The 21,396-nt window shown below is 38.1% G+C and carries 19 protein-coding genes; 2 read left to right on the top strand and 17 right to left on the bottom strand.

The window, feature by feature from the left end:
* Nucleotides 1-58 precede the first annotated feature (58 nt).
* From APS80_RS01985 to zapA, 12 genes are all read right to left on the bottom strand, one after another.
* Nucleotides 59-571, bottom strand: a complete 513-nt coding sequence (locus APS80_RS01985) for a YfcE family phosphodiesterase (RefSeq protein ID WP_059106608.1) — start codon at nt 569-571, stop codon at nt 59-61.
* Complete coding sequence (locus tag APS80_RS01980) at nt 571-1,155, bottom strand: XTP/dITP diphosphatase (protein ID WP_059106607.1); 585 nt, start codon at nt 1,153-1,155, stop codon at nt 571-573. Before APS80_RS01980 ends, APS80_RS01985 begins: the two co-directional genes overlap by 1 nt.
* Before the next feature lie 9 nt (nt 1,156-1,164).
* A complete protein-coding gene (racE, locus tag APS80_RS01975; RefSeq protein WP_059106606.1) occupies nt 1,165-1,965 on the bottom strand; it encodes a glutamate racemase in 801 nt (266 codons plus the stop codon).
* Between the two features lie 214 nt (nt 1,966-2,179).
* Nucleotides 2,180-2,989 carry a succinate dehydrogenase iron-sulfur subunit gene (gene sdhB, locus APS80_RS01970; RefSeq protein WP_059106605.1) on the bottom strand — a complete coding sequence of 270 codons (810 nt, stop codon included), beginning with the start codon at nt 2,987-2,989 and terminating at the stop codon, nt 2,180-2,182.
* Nucleotides 2,979-4,754 carry a succinate dehydrogenase flavoprotein subunit gene (sdhA, locus tag APS80_RS01965; RefSeq protein ID WP_059106604.1) on the bottom strand — a complete coding sequence of 592 codons (1,776 nt, stop codon included), beginning with the start codon at nt 4,752-4,754 and terminating at the stop codon, nt 2,979-2,981. The genes sdhB and sdhA overlap by 11 nt, the downstream gene beginning before the upstream one ends.
* A 56-nt stretch (nt 4,755-4,810) precedes the next feature.
* Nucleotides 4,811-5,422, bottom strand: coding sequence for a succinate dehydrogenase cytochrome b558 subunit (locus tag APS80_RS01960; RefSeq protein WP_059106603.1), 612 nt, complete (start codon nt 5,420-5,422; stop codon nt 4,811-4,813).
* Nucleotides 5,423-5,710: 288 nt separating this feature from the next.
* Nucleotides 5,711-7,510: an excinuclease ABC subunit UvrC gene (gene uvrC / locus APS80_RS01955; RefSeq protein ID WP_059106602.1), complete on the bottom strand. Its 1,800-nt coding sequence runs from the start codon at nt 7,508-7,510 to the stop codon at nt 5,711-5,713.
* A gap of 394 nt (nt 7,511-7,904) precedes the next feature.
* Nucleotides 7,905-8,219 carry a thioredoxin gene (gene trxA / locus APS80_RS01950; RefSeq protein ID WP_059106601.1) on the bottom strand — a complete coding sequence of 105 codons (315 nt, stop codon included), beginning with the start codon at nt 8,217-8,219 and terminating at the stop codon, nt 7,905-7,907.
* An 80-nt stretch (nt 8,220-8,299) separates the two neighbouring features.
* Nucleotides 8,300-10,651, bottom strand: a complete 2,352-nt coding sequence (locus APS80_RS01945) for an endonuclease MutS2 (protein ID WP_059106600.1) — start codon at nt 10,649-10,651, stop codon at nt 8,300-8,302.
* A 9-nt stretch (nt 10,652-10,660) separates the two neighbouring features.
* On the bottom strand, nt 10,661-12,373 hold the full coding sequence (gene polX / locus APS80_RS01940; RefSeq protein WP_059106599.1) for a DNA polymerase/3'-5' exonuclease PolX: 1,713 nt from the start codon (nt 12,371-12,373) through the stop codon (nt 10,661-10,663).
* A gap of 120 nt (nt 12,374-12,493) precedes the next feature.
* Complete coding sequence (locus APS80_RS01935) at nt 12,494-13,009, bottom strand: CvpA family protein (protein WP_059106598.1); 516 nt, start codon at nt 13,007-13,009, stop codon at nt 12,494-12,496.
* Nucleotides 13,009-13,263 carry a cell division protein ZapA gene (gene zapA / locus APS80_RS01930; protein WP_059106597.1) on the bottom strand — a complete coding sequence of 85 codons (255 nt, stop codon included), beginning with the start codon at nt 13,261-13,263 and terminating at the stop codon, nt 13,009-13,011. The genes APS80_RS01935 and zapA overlap by 1 nt, the downstream gene beginning before the upstream one ends.
* A gap of 352 nt (nt 13,264-13,615) precedes the next feature.
* On the opposite strand from zapA, the gene rnhC reads away from it, so the two are divergent.
* Nucleotides 13,616-14,551, top strand: a complete 936-nt coding sequence (gene rnhC / locus APS80_RS01925) for a ribonuclease HIII (RefSeq protein WP_059106596.1) — start codon at nt 13,616-13,618, stop codon at nt 14,549-14,551.
* Between the two features lie 46 nt (nt 14,552-14,597).
* On the opposite strand, the gene pheT is transcribed toward rnhC, so the two are convergent.
* The 5 genes from pheT to APS80_RS01900 form a co-directional block, all read right to left on the bottom strand.
* Nucleotides 14,598-17,000, bottom strand: coding sequence for a phenylalanine--tRNA ligase subunit beta (gene pheT, locus APS80_RS01920; protein WP_059106595.1), 2,403 nt, complete (start codon nt 16,998-17,000; stop codon nt 14,598-14,600).
* Nucleotides 17,000-18,058: a phenylalanine--tRNA ligase subunit alpha gene (gene pheS, locus APS80_RS01915; protein WP_059106594.1), complete on the bottom strand. Its 1,059-nt coding sequence runs from the start codon at nt 18,056-18,058 to the stop codon at nt 17,000-17,002. The genes pheT and pheS overlap by 1 nt, the downstream gene beginning before the upstream one ends.
* Before the next feature lie 348 nt (nt 18,059-18,406).
* On the bottom strand, nt 18,407-19,147 hold the full coding sequence (locus APS80_RS01910) for a TrmH family RNA methyltransferase (RefSeq protein ID WP_059106593.1): 741 nt from the start codon (nt 19,145-19,147) through the stop codon (nt 18,407-18,409).
* Nucleotides 19,148-19,263: 116 nt separating this feature from the next.
* On the bottom strand, nt 19,264-19,434 hold the full coding sequence (gene rpmF, locus APS80_RS01905) for a 50S ribosomal protein L32 (protein ID WP_059106592.1): 171 nt from the start codon (nt 19,432-19,434) through the stop codon (nt 19,264-19,266).
* 81 nt (nt 19,435-19,515) lie between these two features.
* A complete protein-coding gene (locus tag APS80_RS01900) occupies nt 19,516-20,055 on the bottom strand; it encodes a YceD family protein (RefSeq protein WP_059106591.1) in 540 nt (179 codons plus the stop codon).
* 189 nt (nt 20,056-20,244) lie between these two features.
* Here APS80_RS01900 and APS80_RS01895 point away from each other — a divergent pair, with 189 nt between their 5' ends.
* Complete coding sequence (locus APS80_RS01895; RefSeq protein ID WP_059106590.1) at nt 20,245-21,387, top strand: nucleotidyltransferase; 1,143 nt, start codon at nt 20,245-20,247, stop codon at nt 21,385-21,387.
* The last annotated feature ends 9 nt before the right edge of the window (nt 21,388-21,396 follow it).

Raw genomic sequence — 21,396 nt, 5'->3', positions numbered from 1 at the left:
CTTATGAGTAGCTACCTCTTTGCTTCACTACCTAATTTTCAAAATATATTCTAACTTACTAAATATCAAACTCTACTGTATCGATCACTGCATGGTCTCTATTTCTAAAATGCAGCGTTGCATGTTGTCTATCTTCATCGATGAGGAGTTGTGCATAAGTTTCTTCAATATCACTTCTTGATTGTGAAATACTACCTGGATTGATCACGTGCACGCCACCGATATTTTCATACTTCGCAATATGTGTATGTCCATAAAATGCGAATTGGCACCCTTCTTCTCGTGCTTTCTGTGCGAGATATTGCCGTGTCATATTCACTTGATATAGATGACCATGTGTTACAAATGCTCGAATATCATTTTGTTTCACTTGCGTTTCGTTAGGAAATTCTGGATAAAAATCTGTATTCCCTTTAACTCTGGTATAATAGCTCAATTCAGTATCATTATATGCAAACTCTGAATCTCCTAAATGTAATGCCACATCGACGTCTGTATAGTTTGAAATTACTTCATACAAAATACCTTGTTCTGTGTGATTGTCACTGACAATAATCCATTGTTGTGTCATCAGTCATCGCCTCTATTTAAATAGGTTTGAAGTTGGTCAATCGCACGGCGTCTATGACTTACCTCATTTTTCTCCTCTGCAGAAAGTTGGGCCATTGTTTTATTTTTCTCTGGTAAGTAAAAGATTGGATCATAACCGAACCCATTTTCACCTATTTTTTGCAGTGTGATTTCACCTTCGACGACGCCTTTAAACTGAACAGTTGGGCCGCCTGGTGTACTCATACTAACCACACAAACAAATTGTGCGTCTCTCGCTTCACTATCACCTAAGATTTTTAACAGTTTTTCAATATTCGCATCATCGTCTTTATCTTCTCCAGCAAAACGTGCGGAATATACCCCTGGCGCACCGTTTAAACTCATCACTTCCAAGCCACTGTCATCCGCAATCACACGTTTATTCAGTGCTTTTGCAGCCGCTTCAGATTTGAGCTTAGCGTTTGCTTCAAACGTATCTCCTGTTTCTTCCACATCGAAGCCTTCAATCAATTCAGAGATCCCTATGACGTTATATTGAGGAAAGATTACTTTAAAATCATTTATTTTACCTTGATTATTCGTTGCGATAACAATATCTTCCATTTATATCACCTATTCATCTACTTTAATTTGCTCCACAGTTACATCCATATTTAACCACTCAGAAATTATATATTCAATATATTTCGTTTCCCCAGTAGAAAAGAAACGATGGGGTGGGTTTTTAGTATGACCGGCGTGTTCATTACTGAATGTCAATAATGCGCTTACTTCTCGTGCAGTTTCTAAACCTGAAGAAATAACCGTTTTTTCACCATTGAAGAAATCGTTGATTGGACGATAAAGTAACGGATAATGTGTACACCCAAGAATAACCGTGTCTGCTTTACAATGGCGTACGTCTTTTAATGTTTTATGTACAATAATGCTCGTAATCGTTGGATCTTTATACCGGATTTGTTCTACTAATGGCACAAAGTCAGGACAAGCGACACCTGAAACAGAAACATTAGGATTAATATTTTTAATGTGTCGTGGGTATGCTTCAGATTTGATTGTACCTTCTGTCCCTAATATTAATACTTGATTATTTTTTGTCGTCATAATCGCTGTTCGAGCACCAGGTTCGATGACGCCAATGACAGGTATCGGTAACATTTCTTTTAACGTTTTCAATGCCACCGCTGTTGCTGTATTACAAGCAATGACGAGCATTTTAATATCCATTTTCATTAATTTTTTTGATAGCTGTAAGGTAAATCGTTTAACTTCGTCACCTTCACGCGGACCATAAGGACAGCGCGCAATATCACCTAAGTAATAAATAGTTTCGTTTGGTAATTGACGCATAATCTCTTTTGCAACGGTTAAGCCCCCAACGCCTGAGTCAATCACACCGATTGGTTTATCCATAATTTCAACTTCCTTATTTTAGAGTCGCTTTTCATTGTAGCATATCAGATTCACGTAATTCATATCTGACGCATGTAAGTATGACATCATAAGTGTACGTGAAAGCAATTTTTCACAAGTAAAAAGCCTCCATCAATGTGACATGTTCGGATAAACAGCATTGATAGAGACCTTAGCACTCTGATAGATCATGATTTTGCCATACTCAAACCCATTATTCGACTTTATGGTCAGAGCCAAAGAATGATTTAAACATATGGAATGACGTTTCTCGGTTCATCGCTGCGATAGATGTCGTTAAAGGAATGCCTTTAGGACATGCATTCACACAGTTTTGTGAGTTACCGCAAGCTTGTAAACCACCAGCACCCATTAAAGCATCTAGACGTTCATCTTTAGTCATCGCACCCGTTGGATGTAAGTTAAATAAACGTACTTGAGAAATAGCTTGTGCTCCAACGAAGTCATTATTGCGTGTAACGTTTGGACACACTTCTAAACAAACACCACACGTCATACATTTAGATAATTCATAAGCCGTTTGACGTTTTTTCTCTGGCATACGTGGTCCAGGACCGAGATCATACGTTCCATCGATCGGTATCCAGGCTTTCATACGTTTTAAGTTGTCGAACATACGCGTACGGTCTACTTGTAAGTCACGTACCACAGGGAACGTATTCATCGGTTCTAAACGAATCGGTTGTTCTAACTGATCCACAATGGCAGAACAAGATTGTCTTGCGCGACCGTTGATAACCATTGAACAAGCCCCACACACTTCTTCTAAACAGTTCATATCCCATACAACAGGTGTCGTTTTTTCACCTTTCGCATTGTATGGATTTCTACGAATATACATTAAACATGCGATGATATTTAAATTTTCTTTATAAGGGATTTCAAATTCTTCCGTGTAAGGCTTAGAATCTTTATTGTCTTGTCGTTTAATAATTAATTTAATTGGTTTACGACTTTTTGCAGTTGCACTTCTTTCGTCTGTTTCAACACGATTATTTACCATTACTTACTGCCCCTTTAGATTTAGAAGTGTAGTCACGTTTACGCGGTTTAACTAGGCTTACATCGACATCTTCATAAGTGAATTTGGGTTTTTGTCCTTTGCCTTGGAATTCGGCTAACGTTGTCTTCAACCACTCTTCATCATTTCTTTCAGGAAATTCAGGTTTGTAGTGAGCGCCACGAGATTCATTACGGTTATAAGCGCCAATCGTAATCACCCGTGCCAGCTCAAGCATGTTCCATAACTGACGTGTAAAGAACACAGCTTGGTTGCTCCAGGTTTGTGTATCTTCCATATCAATATCTTTGTAGCGCTCCATCAGCTCTAATATTTTTTTATCGGTTTCGAGTAATAAATCATTTTTACGTACTACAGTCACGTTATCTGTCATGACCTCGCCGAGTTCTTTATGCAACTGATATGCATTTTCTGTACCGCGCATATTGAGTAAGGCATCGAATTTCTCTTGTTCTTCTTGAACGCGTTTTTCAAAAATACTTTCATCTAAGTCTGTATATGATTTCTCTACGTTAGAAACATATTCTACTGCATTTGGACCTGCGACTGTACCACCGAATATAGCAGATAATAGTGAGTTCGCACCGAGGCGATTACCGCCGTGTTGAGAGTAATCACATTCACCTGCCGCAAATAGTCCCTTGATGTTCGTCATCTGATCGTAATCTACATAGAGTCCACCCATTGAATAGTGCACAGCAGGGAAGATCTTCATCGGTACTTTTCGTGGATCGTCCCCAGTGAATTTTTCATAAATTTCAATAATACCCCCGAGCTTAACATCTAACTCGTGTGGATCTTTATGTGATAAATCAAGGTACACCATGTTTTCACCATTAATACCTAATTTTTGATTTACACAGACATCGAAAATTTCACGTGTTGCGATATCACGCGGTACGAGGTTACCGTAGTCTGGGTATTTTTCCTCTAAGAAATACCATGGTTTTCCATCTTTATATGTCCAAATACGACCGCCTTCACCACGTGCTGATTCACTCATCAAACGCAGTTTATCGTCACCAGGAATAGCTGTTGGATGGATTTGTATAAACTCACCGTTCGCGTATTTCACCCCTTGTTGGTAAACGATAGATGCTGCTGAGCCTGTGTTAATCATAGAGTTCGTCGTTTTACCGAAGATGATACCAGGACCACCCGTCGCCATGATAACCGCATCTGCGCCAAAGGATTGAATCTCAGCTGTCGTTAGATTTTGAGCGATGATGCCTCTCGCGGTATTGTCTTCATCTTTTACAATACCGAGAAATTCCCAACCTTCATATTTAGTAACGAGCCCGTCTACTTCGAAACTACGCACTTGTTCATCTAGCGCATATAATAATTGTTGCCCTGTTGTCGCGCCTGCATAAGCAGTTCGATGATGTAATGTGCCACCAAAACGACGGAAGTCTAATAATCCTTCATTTGTTCTGTTAAACATCACACCCATACGGTCAAGTAAGTGGATAATACTAGGTGCCGCATCGGTCATCGCTTTAACTGGCGGTTGGTTCGCTAAAAAGTCGCCACCATAGACTGTGTCATCTAGATGGATAGCCGGTGAATCACCCTCACCTTTCGTATTTACCGCCCCGTTGATACCCCCTTGGGCACATACAGAATGTGATCGCTTAACCGGAACAATTGAAAACAGGTCAATATGTGCACCTTGTTCCGCCGCTTTAATCGTTGACATGAGACCTGCTAAGCCCCCACCAACAACAATGATTTTCTTCTCTGCCATAAAATTTCACTCCCCATATATAACTCAGAGACTATTGCCTAATTAAAATCGTGTGATTACACAAAAGCTAAAATTGCGCTAATACCAATGTATGAAACAACTAAAAATACTGCGATAGAGACGAATGTAAACATCTGTTGTGATCTTTTAGATTGTAACACGCCCCATGTCACTAAGAATGACCATAAACCATTAGAAAAATGGAACGTTACCGCAATTGTACAAACAATATAAAATATCAACCAAAGCGGGTTAGATACGATATCGTTGACTAAGTCGTAATCAATTTCATGCCCAAAGTACTTTTGTAAGTGGGTTTGATACACGTGAATTGCGATGAAAATGAATGTCAAAATGCCTGTGACACGTTGTAATAAGAACATCCAGTTTCTCATCAATGAGTAATGTCCTACATTCTCGTTTGCAGTAAAAGCAATATAAATACCATAAATCGCATGATACAGAATAGGTAAGTAAATAAATAAGATCTCCATAACAACTAAGAATGGTAAAGATTCCATGAAACCTGCCGCTTGGTTAAACGCTTCGGCTCCTTTCGTCGCTTGATGGTTAACAATCAAATGCACACATAAGAATGCACCAATTGGAACAACACCTAGCAACGAATGTAGGCGTCTCAAATAGAATTGATTTTTCGAATATGCCAAAAGGAGTCCCCCCTGAAAACAATTGTTGAAATTAGATTTCTCCCTTACTTGTGCCGCTTTCGCACTACACACATTCATATATCCCCTGTTTATGATTATTTGTGTTTTGACTTTTTTGCAATTTCTAAATATTAAAAATACTTTAAAAAACAGAAGTATTTCTTAATATTTTCAGTTGATATACGTTCTCAATTAGAAAGCGCTTTCACAAAATTGTAAAAGAAATCTGTTTATTCGTATTGTAACATTATTTGGCATAAAAATGGGCATGAGAATGATTTTCATGCCCTAATTTTTTTGTTTATTTTGTTGTTTTAACTTTTCGTGCAGGTTTTCAGCGACTTTCGTTGGCAATCCAGCACCTTTTAACTCATCGACAGACGCTTCTCTCATTTTTTTAATTGAACCAAACGTACGCAGTAATTTCGTCTTACGTTTGGAGCCGATGCCCTCTACTTGGTCTAGCACAGAACGCATAGCATTTTTTTGACGTGTCTGTCTGTGGAACGTGATCGCAAAGCGGTGTACTTCATCTTGAATCCGTTGTAATAAATAGAACGCTTGGCTATTTTTCTTCAACGGTACGACTTCTGCATTTTCACCATATAATAATTCTGATGTTTGGTGTTTGTCATTTTTTTGGAGCCCTGCAATCGGAATATCAAGTCCGAGTTCATTTTCCAACACATCAATCACACCGTTCATATGTCCTTTCCCACCATCGACGATAATGAGGTCAGGTAACGGCAGTCCTTCATTTAATACACGTGTATAGCGACGTCGAACGACTTCACGCATTGAGCTATAGTCATCTGGGCCTTCTACAGTTTTAATTTTATATTTACGATAGCCTTTTTTATCCGGTTTGCCGTCCACGAACGATACCATGGCTGAAACGGGATCCACACCTTGAATGTTTGAGTTATCAAACGTCTCAATACGGATCGGTGTTTGAATACCCATCGCGTTTCCGAGTTCTTCGATGGCTTTTACGGTTCTGGATTCATCTCGCGCAATTAATTCGAATTTGTTATTTAACGCCACTTCCGCATTATGATTCGCTAAATCAATCATTTCTTTTTTCTTACCACGTTGCGGTTGAACAATCCGTGTATCGACGACGGACTGTACAATATCTTTATCCAGATTATTAGGAATGTGCACTTGTTTTGGTAAAATGTGTTGATTTAAGTCATAGAATTGGCCAATAAAGGTATAGAATTCTTCCTCTTCAGTTTGTTGTAGTGGAATCATTGTCGCATCACGTTGAATCATATTACCTTGACGGATGAAGAAGACTTGGATACACATCCAGCCTTTATCGACACTATAACCAAAAACGTCACGTACTGTATTATCTTTAGAGATGATTTTTTGTTTTTTATTGAGATTATGAATATGTTGAATGAGATCGCGATATTCTTTAGCTTGTTCGAAGTCAAGATTTTCACTCGCTTCTTGCATTTTGCTTTCTAAGTTATGCAAAATCGTTTGGTCTTCCCCATTTAGAAAATCTGTCACTTCTTTAATCATTCTGGCATATTCAGATTGCTCTACAGGATAAACACAAGGACCTAAACATTGTCCAATATGATAATATAAGCAAAGTTTATCTGGCATATTATCGCATTTTCTAAATGGATAAATTCGATTTAATAATTTTTTTGTTTCTTGTGCTGAATACGCGTTTGGATACGGACCGAAGTACTTACCTGTTCCTTTTTTAACTGTACGTGTGACAAGTAAACGTGGGTATTTTTCACGTGTGATTTTAATAAACGGATAACTTTTGTCATCTTTTAACAAAATATTATAACGCGGTTGGTGTTGCTTAATTAAGTTTAACTCAAGCAGTAAAGATTCAGTTTCACTTGAAGTCACAATATATTCGAAATTGCGGATTTCACTGACAAGACGTGTCGTTTTTGTATCATGCGCACCCGTAAAATAAGATCTCAAACGGTTCCGTAATTTCTTCGCTTTACCCACATATATAATTTGATCATTGCGATCTTTCATTAGATAACATCCCGGTTCCATTGGGACAACTGAAAGTTTCTGTTTAATTCTTTTTTCATAATCTTCCATACGTCGTTTCACCTCACCTTCGTTTTCTTTTGAGGCGCTTAAATATCGTCAGGTGCGCTTTTTGATTGCGATTGATCTCGTTACTTATCCTTTTCTAGTTTTACGCTTCTGGAGGACTTCATTTTCTCCATAAAAACAAGGAGTGAAACAGAAATCAGTTCGATTTCAACGTTCCACCCCAATTGCTGAGGTCGTGATAGTTGTGTTAAATGAACTTCGACAACTCGCTTTCTTGTCATGCAACAACTCACCTGTAAAAAGCGGTGGTAAATCAAAGCTCTCGGCTAGCGTTATGAAGCCGATGACACGTTTTATCTCAACCTGCTATGTGAATACCATTTAAGCATTCGTTCAATTTAAGTGCAATGTGCACTTATGAATTAATGCGTGTAACTTATGCGTGTTTATCTAACACTGCAGCTAAGTTTTCTTTTGGTTGGAAACCGACAACTTTATCTACCGGTTCTCCATCTTTAAATACGATTAATGTTGGAATACTCATCACTTCATATTTAGCTGCTGTTGATGGATTTTCATCTACATCTAATTTAAGTACATTTGCTGTACCATCATAATCTTCTGCAAGTTCTTCTAATACTGGAGCGATCATTTTACATGGGCCACACCAAGTTGCCCAGAAATCCACTATATTTAAACCAGATTGAATATTTTCTTCAAAGTTAGCATCTGTTACTTTTACGATTGCCATAATGCCAGTCCTCCTTATATTTCAAATGATGAACAAATTATAACAGACAAGTTTTATTTATGCATATACGTTGCTCATCGTTATTTGAGTTGAGCTACAGTCACACCATAGCCACCTTCACTTGGCATCCCATTTCTGTAGGAAGCAACGCTCTTATGTTGCTTCAAATGTTTTTGGACACCTTTTTGTAAAGCGCCTGTCCCTTTACCGTGAATAATATTTACACTTTCATAGTTGCTGAGCACCGCTTGATCGAGGTACTGATCTAATTCAACAAGTGCCTCTTCATAGCGATAGCCTCTTAAGTCTAATTCCATTTTGACGTTTTGTCGATTTTGACGCTTCGCCATTTTTGCAGGTTGTTGTTGTTTTTCTTTTTGTTTTTTCTCTAAATCAGAAAGCGGTAATTTCATTTTAATAATACCCATTTGAACGACCGCTTCATCGTGATCTAGTAATTCCAGCACTTCTCCGACTTGGCCGTAAGTCAGCACTTTAACTTCATCGCCTGCTTCGATTTTATCCCATTTTTGTTTTTTGACGTCTTTTTTAAGAGAATCTGCTTCATACTGATTATCGAGACGTTTTTTCTTATCGATTAATTCGTGTTCTTTCACGTCCGCACCTTTTTGGTCTCGGAGTTGTCTCAACTCTTTAAGTATGTCATCTGCTTCTCGGGTAGCAGATTTCACACGTTGATTGGCTTTGTCTTTAGCCTGGTCCATCAGGTGTTTCTCATAGTTTTGATATTTATTGTATTGTTTTTCCAAATCATCATGAACACTTTGGGCTTCTCTCAACAAACGATCTAAATCGATGCGTTGATTTTCGACGCGTTTCGCATTCTGTTCGAGTGAAGCAATCATCGCATTAATTTCTTGTTCATCTTGTCCGATCATTGATTTTGCTTTTTGTATTACACCGATCGGTAAACCGAGCTTTTTAGAAATATCAAATGCATTGGAACGGCCTGGCACACCCATGAGTAATTTATAGGTTGGACTTAGTGTATTCACATCAAATTCAACACTCGCATTCATGACACCTTCACGATTATAACTATATGCTTTTAACTCTGGATAGTGGGTTGTTGCCATGACAAGTGCACCCATCTGATGCGCATAATCAAGAATACTCATCGCAAGCGCCGCACCTTCACTAGGATCTGTACCTGCACCTAACTCATCAAAGAGGATAATGCTGTTACGTGATGCTTCTTGCAAGATGTCCACGATATTTTTCATATGTGATGAAAAGGTTGAAAGTGACTGTTCGATAGATTGTTCATCACCAATATCACAATAAACATTTTCAAAAACACCTAACTTACTGCCATCTAAAGTTGGAATAAGTAGTCCTGATTGTCCCATGACAATGATAAGACCGAGTGTTTTAAGGGTAACGGTTTTACCCCCTGTGTTAGGTCCTGTAATGATCACGGTTTGAATATCTTCTGCAAACTCAATCGTATTGGCTACAACCGTTTCTTTATCTAACAGTGGGTGGAAGGCTTTAGGTAAATAAACGTCGCGATTTTGAGTAAAAGTGGGTTTCGTGCCCTTAATTTTACGCGCATAGCGTGCTTTTGCGGTCAAAAAGTCAAGCTGTCCCATAATTTGTTCAGAAATCAAGCATGACTCGGATTCGGCAGCAACCTCTCCGGTTAATTCAGTTAAAATACGTTCTCTCTCGACCGCTTCATCGTTACGTAAACGACTGATTTGGTTGTTCATTTCTACAACGGAAGCTGGTTCAATATACAACGTTTGCCCAGAGGAAGATTGATCGTGCACAATTCCGTTAAAATCTTGACGATATTCTGCTTTCACAGGTATCACATTCCGTTCATTACGCACTGTGACAATCGCATCTGATAGTTTTTTCTGATTGGATTGACTTTTAATGATTTTATCTAAGTTTTGACGGATGCGTTGTGTTGTTCCTGAAATTTTGCTGCGAATTCGTTGGAGCTCTATACTCGCATCGTCGAACAAGTCGTGGGCATCGCATTTTTGATGAATACTTTGATATAAATCAGTTAACACGGGAAGCTGATTCATTCGATCATCCAAAATAGGATAATTGATTTGTTCATCATCTTCTAATAATTGGTTGTAAAACGTTTTAAATTGATTTTGAATTTGTATGAGGCGTTTAATCAAGTTAAGTTCATTAACATTGAGCACGCCTCCAATTTCTGCTCTGTGTATAATTGAAGCAACCTTTGCAAGCCCGCTTAAGCTTGGCATGCGTTCTTTATTATAGATTTGTGAGATTTCATCTGTTTCATCCATTTGAAAAGTCACGGTTTCAAAATCAGCGCTCGGTGTTAGGTCTCGCACCTTTTCTCGACCGAGATCGCTGATTGCTTCTTCTTCTATGAGTGATTTGATCTTATCAAATTCTAAGACCTCTAATGATTTCTGTCTCATACAATCCCTCTATTTCTTCAATTTTTGGTTATGTTCAATGAAGTCCTTGAATGCTTCTCTAGATTTAGTATTTAATACGCGAGATTTCGTTACGAAACCTTTTTGTGCAGTGGCCACCCCATATTTCATAAATTCAAGATGGTCTGTATGATGGGCGTCCGTATTAATCGTTAATTGAACATTCGGATGTTTTCTAACTACGTCAGCGCTCAAGTCTAAGCGACTCGGACTCGCATTAATTTCTAATATCGTACCTGTTTCTTCAGCCAGTTCACATAATCGGTCAATATCTGGTTCATACCCTGGTCTTCTACCAAGTATGCGACCAGTTGGGTGTGCAATATGTCGTACATATGGATTACGACATGCGTTTTCTAAGCGTTTCATGATTTCTTCTTGTGATTGATTAAAGCTTTGATGAATCGCAGCAATGACATAGTCTAATTGTGCTAACACATCATCGTCATAGTCGAGTCGTCCATCCGGTAAAATATCCATTTCTATACCAGAGTAAATATCGATTTCATCATATTGTTCATTTAATTTTTTAATTTCTTCATTTTGGCGTAATAAACGATCTTTCGACAAACCATTCGCCACTTTTAGACTTTGGGAATGGTCTGTGATAATCATAAATTCATATCCTTTATTAATATTGGCTTGGATCATTTCTTCTAAACTAAACGCACCGTCACTCGCTGTCGTATGCATATGAATATCACCATTAATATCCTCTAGACGGATAATATCGGATAAATCTTTATCAAATTCACTGCCATCTTCTCGCAACGCTGGCGCAATCCAGTCATAACCGTAGTGTTGATAAATTTCCGCTTCACTTTGGTACTGAATCAATTCCCCATCAGGTTGTTCTATACCATACTCACTGATCTTTTCACCTTTATCTTTAGCAAGTTGACGAATTCGGATATTGTGATCTTTTGATCCAGTAAAATGTTGTAATGTGTGATAAAAAGCCGCTGGTTCAATCAAGCGGAAATCCACGCCTATTGTTTCGTCATCGTATTCTAACTCTACGGATACTTTAGTCGAACCTTCTGCAACCGTTTTTACAATATTCGGTAGTTCAAGTAACTGTTGTTGTACACGGTCTGGATCATTGGTACTAATGATGTAATCTAAGTCTTTGCTCATTTCTTTAAAGCGTCTGAAACTACCTGCAACTTCATACTTTTCAACCGCATCGAACGCATCTAAGTGTGCATTGATTTCTTCGTGCAAACCACGAATGGTATTGATTGGATAGTGAGATTTTTTGGCACCGAGTGCTTTTACCGCTTCTAAAATATTTTGTTCTGTTTTTTTCGCAAAGCCACTCAGTTGGCTCACTTCACCAGCTTCACATGCTTTTTGAAGATCTGTCTTATCTTTAATATTGAGCTCTTTGTATAATTTCGCGATTTTTTTACTGCCTAAGCCTTGAATTTTTAACAATGGTACTAAGCCTTCTGGCACTTCCTGTTGTAACCCTTCAAGTGTAGAAGATTCACCCGTTGAACGATATTCGTCAATGACCTCACCGACACCTTTACCAATGCCTTTAAGTTCAGTGACATCCTCGATTTCATCTAGCGAACGTTCATCAATTTCTAAACTTTGTGCTGCTTTGCGATAAGCTGAAACTTTAAATGTGTTTTCTCCTTTAAGCTCCATATAAGTCGCAATTTTTTCTAATAACTGTATTACATCTTTTTTCGTCATCGTACATCCTCCATGAAAAAAGCCAAGACAAAGCGCGGTTGCTAATCAAAGCAAATTGGCCTAAATTGTCCTGACTCAGATTTATGTTTATATGTTGGTAACGGCGCTCTTTCATTATCATTATATTTGTTGTACAAAAGTTGAAATATAAGGAATTTCAAATAAGATATAACCTGCTAGACGTGATTTTGACAATTGTTGTTGTAAAAAGTCATTAGGGTATAAAGCGATGAAATAGGTCACAAACATCGCCACTATCAATGAAGTGATTAGACCCAAAACAGTGCCTAAGATCTTACTGATAAAAGATGGATTTGCTGTACCATTATAGAATAACATGATGATAAGATTTGTAATTACTTTTGCTACTACTACGACGATAAGAAATACAACAAGGTTTTCAAAACGCTGTTGTATCACATCAAAGTTATAAGCAAAAGGTGTGTTTGTAGCTGTGATGTCTGGAAGTGGTATTAACGATAAAATTCTTTGGCTAAACTCATGTGCATAACGATCAGCAAACCAAAGAGATAGAAGCGTCGTAGCGAAATGTAACACACCAGCCCACAGCCCTCTGCGATAGCCTGTTAGACCAATGCTAAGTATAATAACGACGATAAGTATGTCAATAATCATTATTCTTCAGATCGACTTCCCTGTTGCAAATCTTTAAGCTGTTCTTCTAATTGAACTTTTTCGTGCATCACATTCACTGCAGTCAAGATCGCTTTACGAGTCGTATCTAATCCTGCATTTTTACTACCTAATTCCTTCATTTTCTCATCGACTAAATGTGCGACATAACGAATATGTTCAGGATTATCTTCACCTACGATTGTATAATGTTGATCGTTGATTGTAACATTAATGCGATTTTTAAATTCACCCATATTATTACTCCTGACTTTATTGTTTATCTCTAGTTTTAATTCAACAAGTATTCCTTTTAAAAAGTTAAATTTTTTATCATGACCCATTATACACGAGAGCAGCCTATTTTGTAAGTGTAAAGAACGAGATAAATCAAGCACAAGCAATCATTGTCTGACATACTGTTGCAACTACCGAAACATGGTTTAAATGTCTTAAATATACCTATCCGAACACATCTTTGTCCAGAGTGTTTCGAAGTTTAAAAAATCTCTCTCTTCTTTCTGTTTTCATGTTTTACTCAACGTCGTGATTCAATCTGTGTTAAAATCATTCTTATCAATATTTTACCCATAGTGAGGAGCGAAAATGATGGCTCAAGTCGTCGTAAAATTGAGTGATACAGATATACAATCACTCTTAAACCAAAAGCAATTTGAAACAGAACAGTTACCCCAAGGCATGAAAGCAAAAGTTAAAACTAATGGCGTTACGATATCGGTATATAATTCAAATAAAGTGATGTTTCAAGGAAAGCAAGCTGAGTCAGTCGCTGAGGCCTTATTACCAAGCGACGTTTATCAACCTGATACCGCTTCAGCTTCCTCTAAAACAACAGCTTCAAACTCTATAAATTATGATGCGTATCATTGTATTGGAAGTGATGAAGCCGGAAGTGGTGATTACTTTGGACCATTAACCGTCTGTGCAGCTTATATGGATACACACCAAGCTCAAATCCTCAAAGAGTTAGGCGTTCAAGATTCAAAAAATCTCTCAGACAAGAAAATCACTGAACTGGCTGAACAAATCATCACGTTCATCCCTTACTCTCTCATGATATTAACAAACGATAAATACAATGAACGTCAAGCAATGGGCTGGTCTCAAGTTAAAATGAAAGCAGTCCTACATAATGCTGTTATCACGAAAGTATTAAAAAAGATCGATGCAACAGAATTAGATTACATTGTCATCGACCAATTTTCCCAACCGGCTGTTTATAAAAAATATGCACTCACAGCATTACCTGAAGCTCAGAAAACATGCTTTGAAACTAAAGGTGAATCTAAATCGATAGCCATCGCAGCAGCCAGTATCATTGCACGCTATGCTTTCGTTAAACAAATGGAAAAAATCGGTGCTGAAGTCAACGATACAGTGCCTAAAGGGGCGAGTCATAAAGTCGACTTATTCGCTGCACAGATTATCGAACGATGGGGGCTCCCTCATCTAGATCACATTTCCAAAAAACACTTTGCCAATCGTGATAAAGCAAACCAACTGGTTCATAAAAAATATCATTAATATCAAAAAGACTGAGACGCAAATACGCCTCAGTCTTTTTTTAATCTTATCTAATTGTAGCTCCTTCATCTTGTAGAGCCGCTAAAATTTTATCGTGCACTGCAGTGACACGTTCATCTGTCAGTGTATTTTCAGGATCTAAATAATCTAAGCGAATTGCAATAGATTTTTCATCTTCTGCAACGTGTTTCCCTTCATACACATCAAATACATAGGCACGTTGAAGGATATCTTCACCATGTTCATATATCGTACGACGAATGTTTGAAGCAGGTACGTCGCGTTTCACTACTAATGCGATGTCGCGTGTGATACCAGGATATCTTGGGATAGGTTCGTAGTTAATATAGCCTACAGAGATTTGCATTAATTTATCATAGTTCAATTCAAACACGTAAGTGCGTTTTAAGTCATTGGCTTGTTCCACTTCTGGATGTAATTCACCTACAAAACCGATTGTTTCTCCTTCATGATAAATCATCGCCGTTCTGCCTGGATGTAAACCTTCAATCTCTGTGGCTTCATATTCAAATGTTAAATCTAATTTTTCAGCGATACGTTCTACAATGCCTTTCGCGATAAAGAAATCGATAGCTTCTTTTTTACCTTGCCAAGCATTCTCTACAAATTCGCCAGTTAAGATACCACTTAAATACTCAACTTCAGTTGGTAATTGACCTTCTCCGTTACCGAAGAATACACGGCCGAGTTCATACAATCGTACATCGTGGTTTTTACGTGCCACATTGTATGCAACGGCATCAATCAAGTGTGGTAATAAACTTTGACGGAGTGTCGCATGCGCTTCACTCATCGGCATCAATAAATCAATCGTAGGATGAGATTCTAATGTAAAATCTTGGGCACGGTCTTTAGATACTAATGAATAAGTAATCGCTTGACTTAAACCGGCACCTTCTAATAATCCTTTCACAGTACGTGTCTTCGCTTGACGATCAGTTAATGCGCCATGAGTCACATTTTCAAACATAGGTAATGTAACTGGTATTTCATCGTAGCCATAAATACGTGCAACTTCTTCAATTAAGTCTTCTTGAATAGAAATATCTTTACGTCTTGATGGCACATAAACAGTCAACTGATGATCGTCACGTGTCGTTTCAAAGCCAAGTTGAACAAATAAGCGTTCAATGTCTTCTGCTGCTAAATCAAAACCGATTGTTTGGTTAACCTTTTCAACCGTAATATCAATTGGAGTGACGAATTCACCTAAATCGCCAGCAGTGACCCGGTCTTGATAAACAGATCCATTCGCATATGTTTGTAATAAATAACAAGCACGGTCTACCGCTTTATCCACAAATTCAGTTGCAATGCCTTTTTCAAAACGGCTTGATGCTTCACTACGTAAATTCAAACGACGAGACGTATGACGGATACTTGCTGAATCAAAGATTGCCCCTTCGATGACGACATTCGTTGTTTGATCTGTGACTTCTGAGAAATCGCCACCCATTACACCTGCAATGGCGATGGGTTCTTTACCGTTACTGATGACGATATCACCAGTTTCTAATTTACGTTCTTGACCATCGAGTGTTGTCATTGTTTCATTTTCTTGTGCTTGTCTTACTACAATATCGGATGAACCGATGCAATCTTTATCAAACATGTGTAACGGTTGACCGTATTCGATAAGAACATAGTTTGAAATGTCGACCACATTATTGATTGGACGAATGCCCGCTTTGATTAAGCGCATTTGCATCCAAATGGGTGAAGGTGCAATGGTTACATTTTCAACGACACGTGCACTATAATATGGCACGTTTTCTGGGTTATCGATAGTCACATTTAATTCATCTTGAGCTGATTGACTGACTTCATCACTCTCTGTCTCAGGTAATTGGACAGGTTCATTATAAAGTGCTGCGGTTTCATAAGCTGTACCAATCATGCTGAGTGCATCTGCTCTATTCGGTGTTAAGTCGAATTCCATCACTTGATCGTCGAGATATAAAGCAGCGAGTGCATCTGTACCTGGTGTTACAGCTTCTGGGAGGACGAAGATACCATTTTCAAAATGTTTAGGTGTGAGTTGGTTAGATATGCCAATTTCTTGTAATGAACAAATCATACCTTCTGATACTTCACCACGTAGTTTGGCACGTTTGATTTTCACACCACCAGGTAAGCGACCGCCCACACGTGCAACAATAACGGTTTGTCCTGCATCTACATTCGGTGCACCACACACGATTTGAACGGGTTCATCTTCACCGACATCCACTTTACAAATGTTCAATTTATCCGCATTAGGATGTTTTTCAATCTCATCGACATGGCCTACGACGAGTTTTTTAATCTCAGCTGTATAGTCAATGATATCTTCAACTTCAATTCCTGTGCGGGTGATTCTTTCAGCTAATGTATTTACAGGTTGATTGACTTCTACATATGTTTCTAACCATTCTTTGGAAATTAACATTATATTTCACCTCTATCTTCTACGGCTTTAAATTGATTTAAGAAACGAACATCGTTGGTATAGAAATGACGGATGTCTTCAATCCCATATTTCAACATTGCGATACGATCTGGTCCTAAACCAAATGCGAACCCAGTGTATACTTCTGGATCAAATCCGGCCATGCGTAAGACGTTTGGATGCACCATCCCAGCGCCTAAAATTTCAATCCAACCTGTCTGTTTACAAACGTTGCATCCTTTTCCATTACATTTAAAACAAGAAACGTCCACTTCTACTGAGGGTTCAGTAAATGGGAAGTAACTTGGGCGTAGGCGAATTTCACGATCTTCGCCGAATAATTGTTTCGCTAAGAGTGCTAATGTCCCTTTAAGGTCACTCATTTTAATGCCTTTATCTACAACGAGACCTTCAATTTGAGTGAATTGATGACTGTGTGTCGCATCATCTGAATCACGGCGGTACACTTTACCTGGACAAATGATTTTCACTGGGCCTTGGCCATTACGTTTTTCCATTGTACGGGCTTGTACGGGTGACGTATGTGTACGCATTAAGATTTCATCAGTAATATAAAAGCTATCTTGCATATCACGGGCTGGATGAGATTTTGGTAAATTTAACGCTTCAAAGTTATAATAATCTTCTTCAACTTCATAACCGTCCACAATTTCATAGCCTAATCCTAAGAATAAGTCTTCTATTTCTTCTACAGTACGTGTCAGTGGGTGTTTTGCCCCAATATCAATGCGGCGACTAGGTAACGTCACATCGATCGTTTCACTTTCAAGTTGTTTGTCTAATTTTTCTTTCGAAAGTACAGCTTGACGTTCTTCAATCTCTTGTTCAATCGTTTGACGTACTTCATTCACTTGTTGACCATAAGCTGGTTTTTCCTCTTTAGGTAAATCTTTCATGTGTTTCATTAAACCAGTTACGGAACCTTTTTTTCCTAAATATTTAACTTTCACATCTTGTATTTCTTTTTCATTATTCGCTTCATTAATGTCGACTAACGCTTGTTGCTTTAAATCAGACATTGCTTCTGTTTGTGCCATATAAGTCCTCCTCACAATCACCTTATTCAAGTTTCGCGTTCTACCATTTCTGTACTCATAAAAAAAGACTTTCACCCCTTTTTACGATAAAGGGACGAAAGTCTTCCGTGGTACCACCCAAATTTATGCCTTGGCATACACTTGTATTTATTGATAACGGAGTGTCACTCCGACTTAAATTTCTTTAAGTAACTAAAAAGACGAAAGAATATCCAATGACAGGAATAACTTGCAGTCCATGGTTATTCTCCCTGAGACTATCATGCGTAGGACATTCACTTCTTTTTATCAGTTCGTATTTCATTTTACGTGATTTATAGTTATTATATCTGATTTCACTGAACGGGGTCAACCTTTCAAGTGATACATTAAAATGCTTCCAGCGATGGCAACATTTAAACTTTCTGCTTTTCCATAAATTGGGATAGTTAAATTCTGTAATGTTTGAGCAAGTAGTGAAGGATCTACGCCCTGCCCTTCATTTCCCAGTAACAACGCAAATGTTTCAGTCGCATCCACCTGACGATATGGCACTGCGTCATCTAATGCTGTACCAAAAACAGGCCCCTCAAACTGTTCGATAAAGTCAGCAAGGTCTCCAGTTACAATAGGAATATGGAAGATGCTACCTTGACTTGCACGTATCACTTTATCTTGATACGCATCAACCGTACCTTTTCCTAATACGATCATATCTAATCCTGCAGCATCTGCTGTACGTATCAAAGTACCTAGATTACCTGGATCTTGTATGCGATCGATGAGCAACACTTGGTGTGCTGTCGTTGCCTCATACTGTGGCTGTTCGATCACTGCAAAGAAACCTTGAGGTGTCACAGTTCCTGATAGAGCTTCAGCCACCTTCACATTGATTTGAAACACCGTTTCCGCTGCTTGGAAAATGGAATCATCTAATCGTGATGGGTCGACTACAAATAACTGTTTAATCCTAATATGACTGTGAACAGCTTCTTCTATTAAATGATAACCTTCGACTAAAGCGAGACTCAATTGATCTCGGTCACGTTTTTTCTTTAATTTGTTAGCTTGTTTAATCTTGTTATTTTGGGGAGACGTTATGGTTTCCATATGAACTCCTCTCATGATTATTCCCTTTAATTTTAGATAAAAAAATCGTCCAAAAATTATTATATGCGGAATAATTTTTGAACGACCGTCAATGACACATCATGTCAAAGTTCAACTTATTTTACGACTTCTTCACCATTATAAGAGCCGCAGTTTTTGCAGATACGGTGAGATAATTTATATTCACCACAGTTTGGGCATTCAGTCATACCAGGTACTGAAAGTTTAATGTGTGTACGACGTTTGTTTTTTCTAGTTTTAGACGTTCTTCTTTTTGGTACTGCCATGATTAATCCTCCTTATATTTAAACACAAATAATAGTTTTTTAGACTCAATAATTTATTATACTATAAATTATTTCAATCTGCTATTGTTCTTTATCATATAATTGTTGTAATTTTTGAAGCCGCGGATCAACTTGACGTTGTTGTTCTTCCTCTTGCGCTTTTTCAAGCTCAACTGCTTGATCCTCGTCAATAACTTCCCAGCCGTTGCCTTCAGTGAGCATTTCGTCACTGTGCTCTGAATAGGCACGCATTGGTTTTTCAATAATGACAATTTCCTCTGCAACGTCTTTCAAGTTAATCATACCATCTGATGCATCATGATAATGTTCATCTTCATCTTCAGATTGTTCGTAATGATCTAAATCAAAAATCTCTTGTGTTGTGACATCGAGCGGTACTTCAACTGGCTCTAATGTACGTGCACATGGCATCGTATACGTACCAGTTAAATGCATGTCCGCAATGACTTCACTTGATTTAACAGTGAGTTCACCGTTCACAGCAATTTCTGATAGATCGATTAAATCCAACGCTTCAATTAAATAATTGAAGTTTACAGTTTCACGAAATTCAAATGGTTTATCTTGAAATTTTCTTAATTGCGTTATTGACCATTTCATATGGCTTCACCTCTAACAAGCACAAAATTTATTTTAACTTTATCATTATACATTGTCAAGATTTTTTCTTAACAGTCATCCATTTTTTACATAATTTAGTTATTTTTTACATCTATATGACTGACGAATGTTTCAAATTGTAAGTCATGTTACAATACCCATGATGAATTCTGAATGGAGGAATTGCAAATGAAAAGCGTTGCATTAATTACAGAATACAATCCATTCCACAATGGCCATGTATTCCACGCACAACAAGCCAAACAAATCACCCAAGCTGAAGTCACTATCGCTATCATGAGCGGTTCCTTCGTCATGCGCGGCGAACCAGCCATCTACAACAAATTTACGCGCACAGAGATGGCTTTAGATCAATGCGATCTTGTTGTTGAATTACCTGCATATGCCTCCCTTTCTGCTGGAGAATACTTTGGCGATATGGCTGTTCAACTGGCACACTATTTAGATAGTGATGCGCTTGCTTTTGGCAGTGAAAGTGGCGATACAGATGCATTCCTTTCGATGAGCCAGAAACTCAATGATCTAAAAGCAAGCCCTATTTTTCAACAAAAAATAAAAGAAGGAAAAAGTTATCCTCGCATTTTGAGTGAACTTTTTCCTAATGAACCCTTACTTGCCTCTCCTAACGATACATTAGGCTTATCGTATGTTCGTGCGATTCAACAACACGGTTATCAAATAACGTCACATGCAATCCATAGACAAAGTAGTCATCATCACGATCAAACATTGTCTCAATCTCCAATTGCGAGTGGATCGGCAATCAGACATGCGATGACACACAACGATTCAGAGTGGCAACATGCAGTACCTGCTTCGATTCAACACCTTTACACAGAACCTCATATCGATAAAGCAGATACTTTCCCGTTATTAAAATATGCCATTTTATCACAAAGTGTTGAGACATTAAATCAAATCTATACCATGAGTGAAGGTCTAGAACATCGTTTAAAAAAAGTCATTTTAGAAGCGCAATCGTTTGATCATCTGATACAACTATTAAAATCTAAACGTTATACATACACGCATCTCCAACGTGTGTTGATGAATACATTATTACAATTTAAACAACAAGATCGACCAGAGACGATACATGCTGCACGAATACTCGGTATGACACCACAAGGCCAGCAATATTTAAAAGAACTAAAATCGAAATTTCCTGACAGACATTGGATCACGAATGTCAATCAACAAAATGCATCATGGTTCACACATAATATTCATGCCACGCGCATCTATAATTTGATGAGCGGCGAGCAGCAAGATGATTTTAACATGCCTGTCATTCGCACTGATGCACGCTAAACCATCAAC

The organism is Staphylococcus auricularis (assembly GCF_001500315.1).
Lineage (GTDB): Bacteria > Bacillota > Bacilli > Staphylococcales > Staphylococcaceae > Staphylococcus > Staphylococcus auricularis.
Note: the sequence above shows the minus strand (reverse complement) of the source record. Positions and strands in the feature narration are given on the sequence as shown.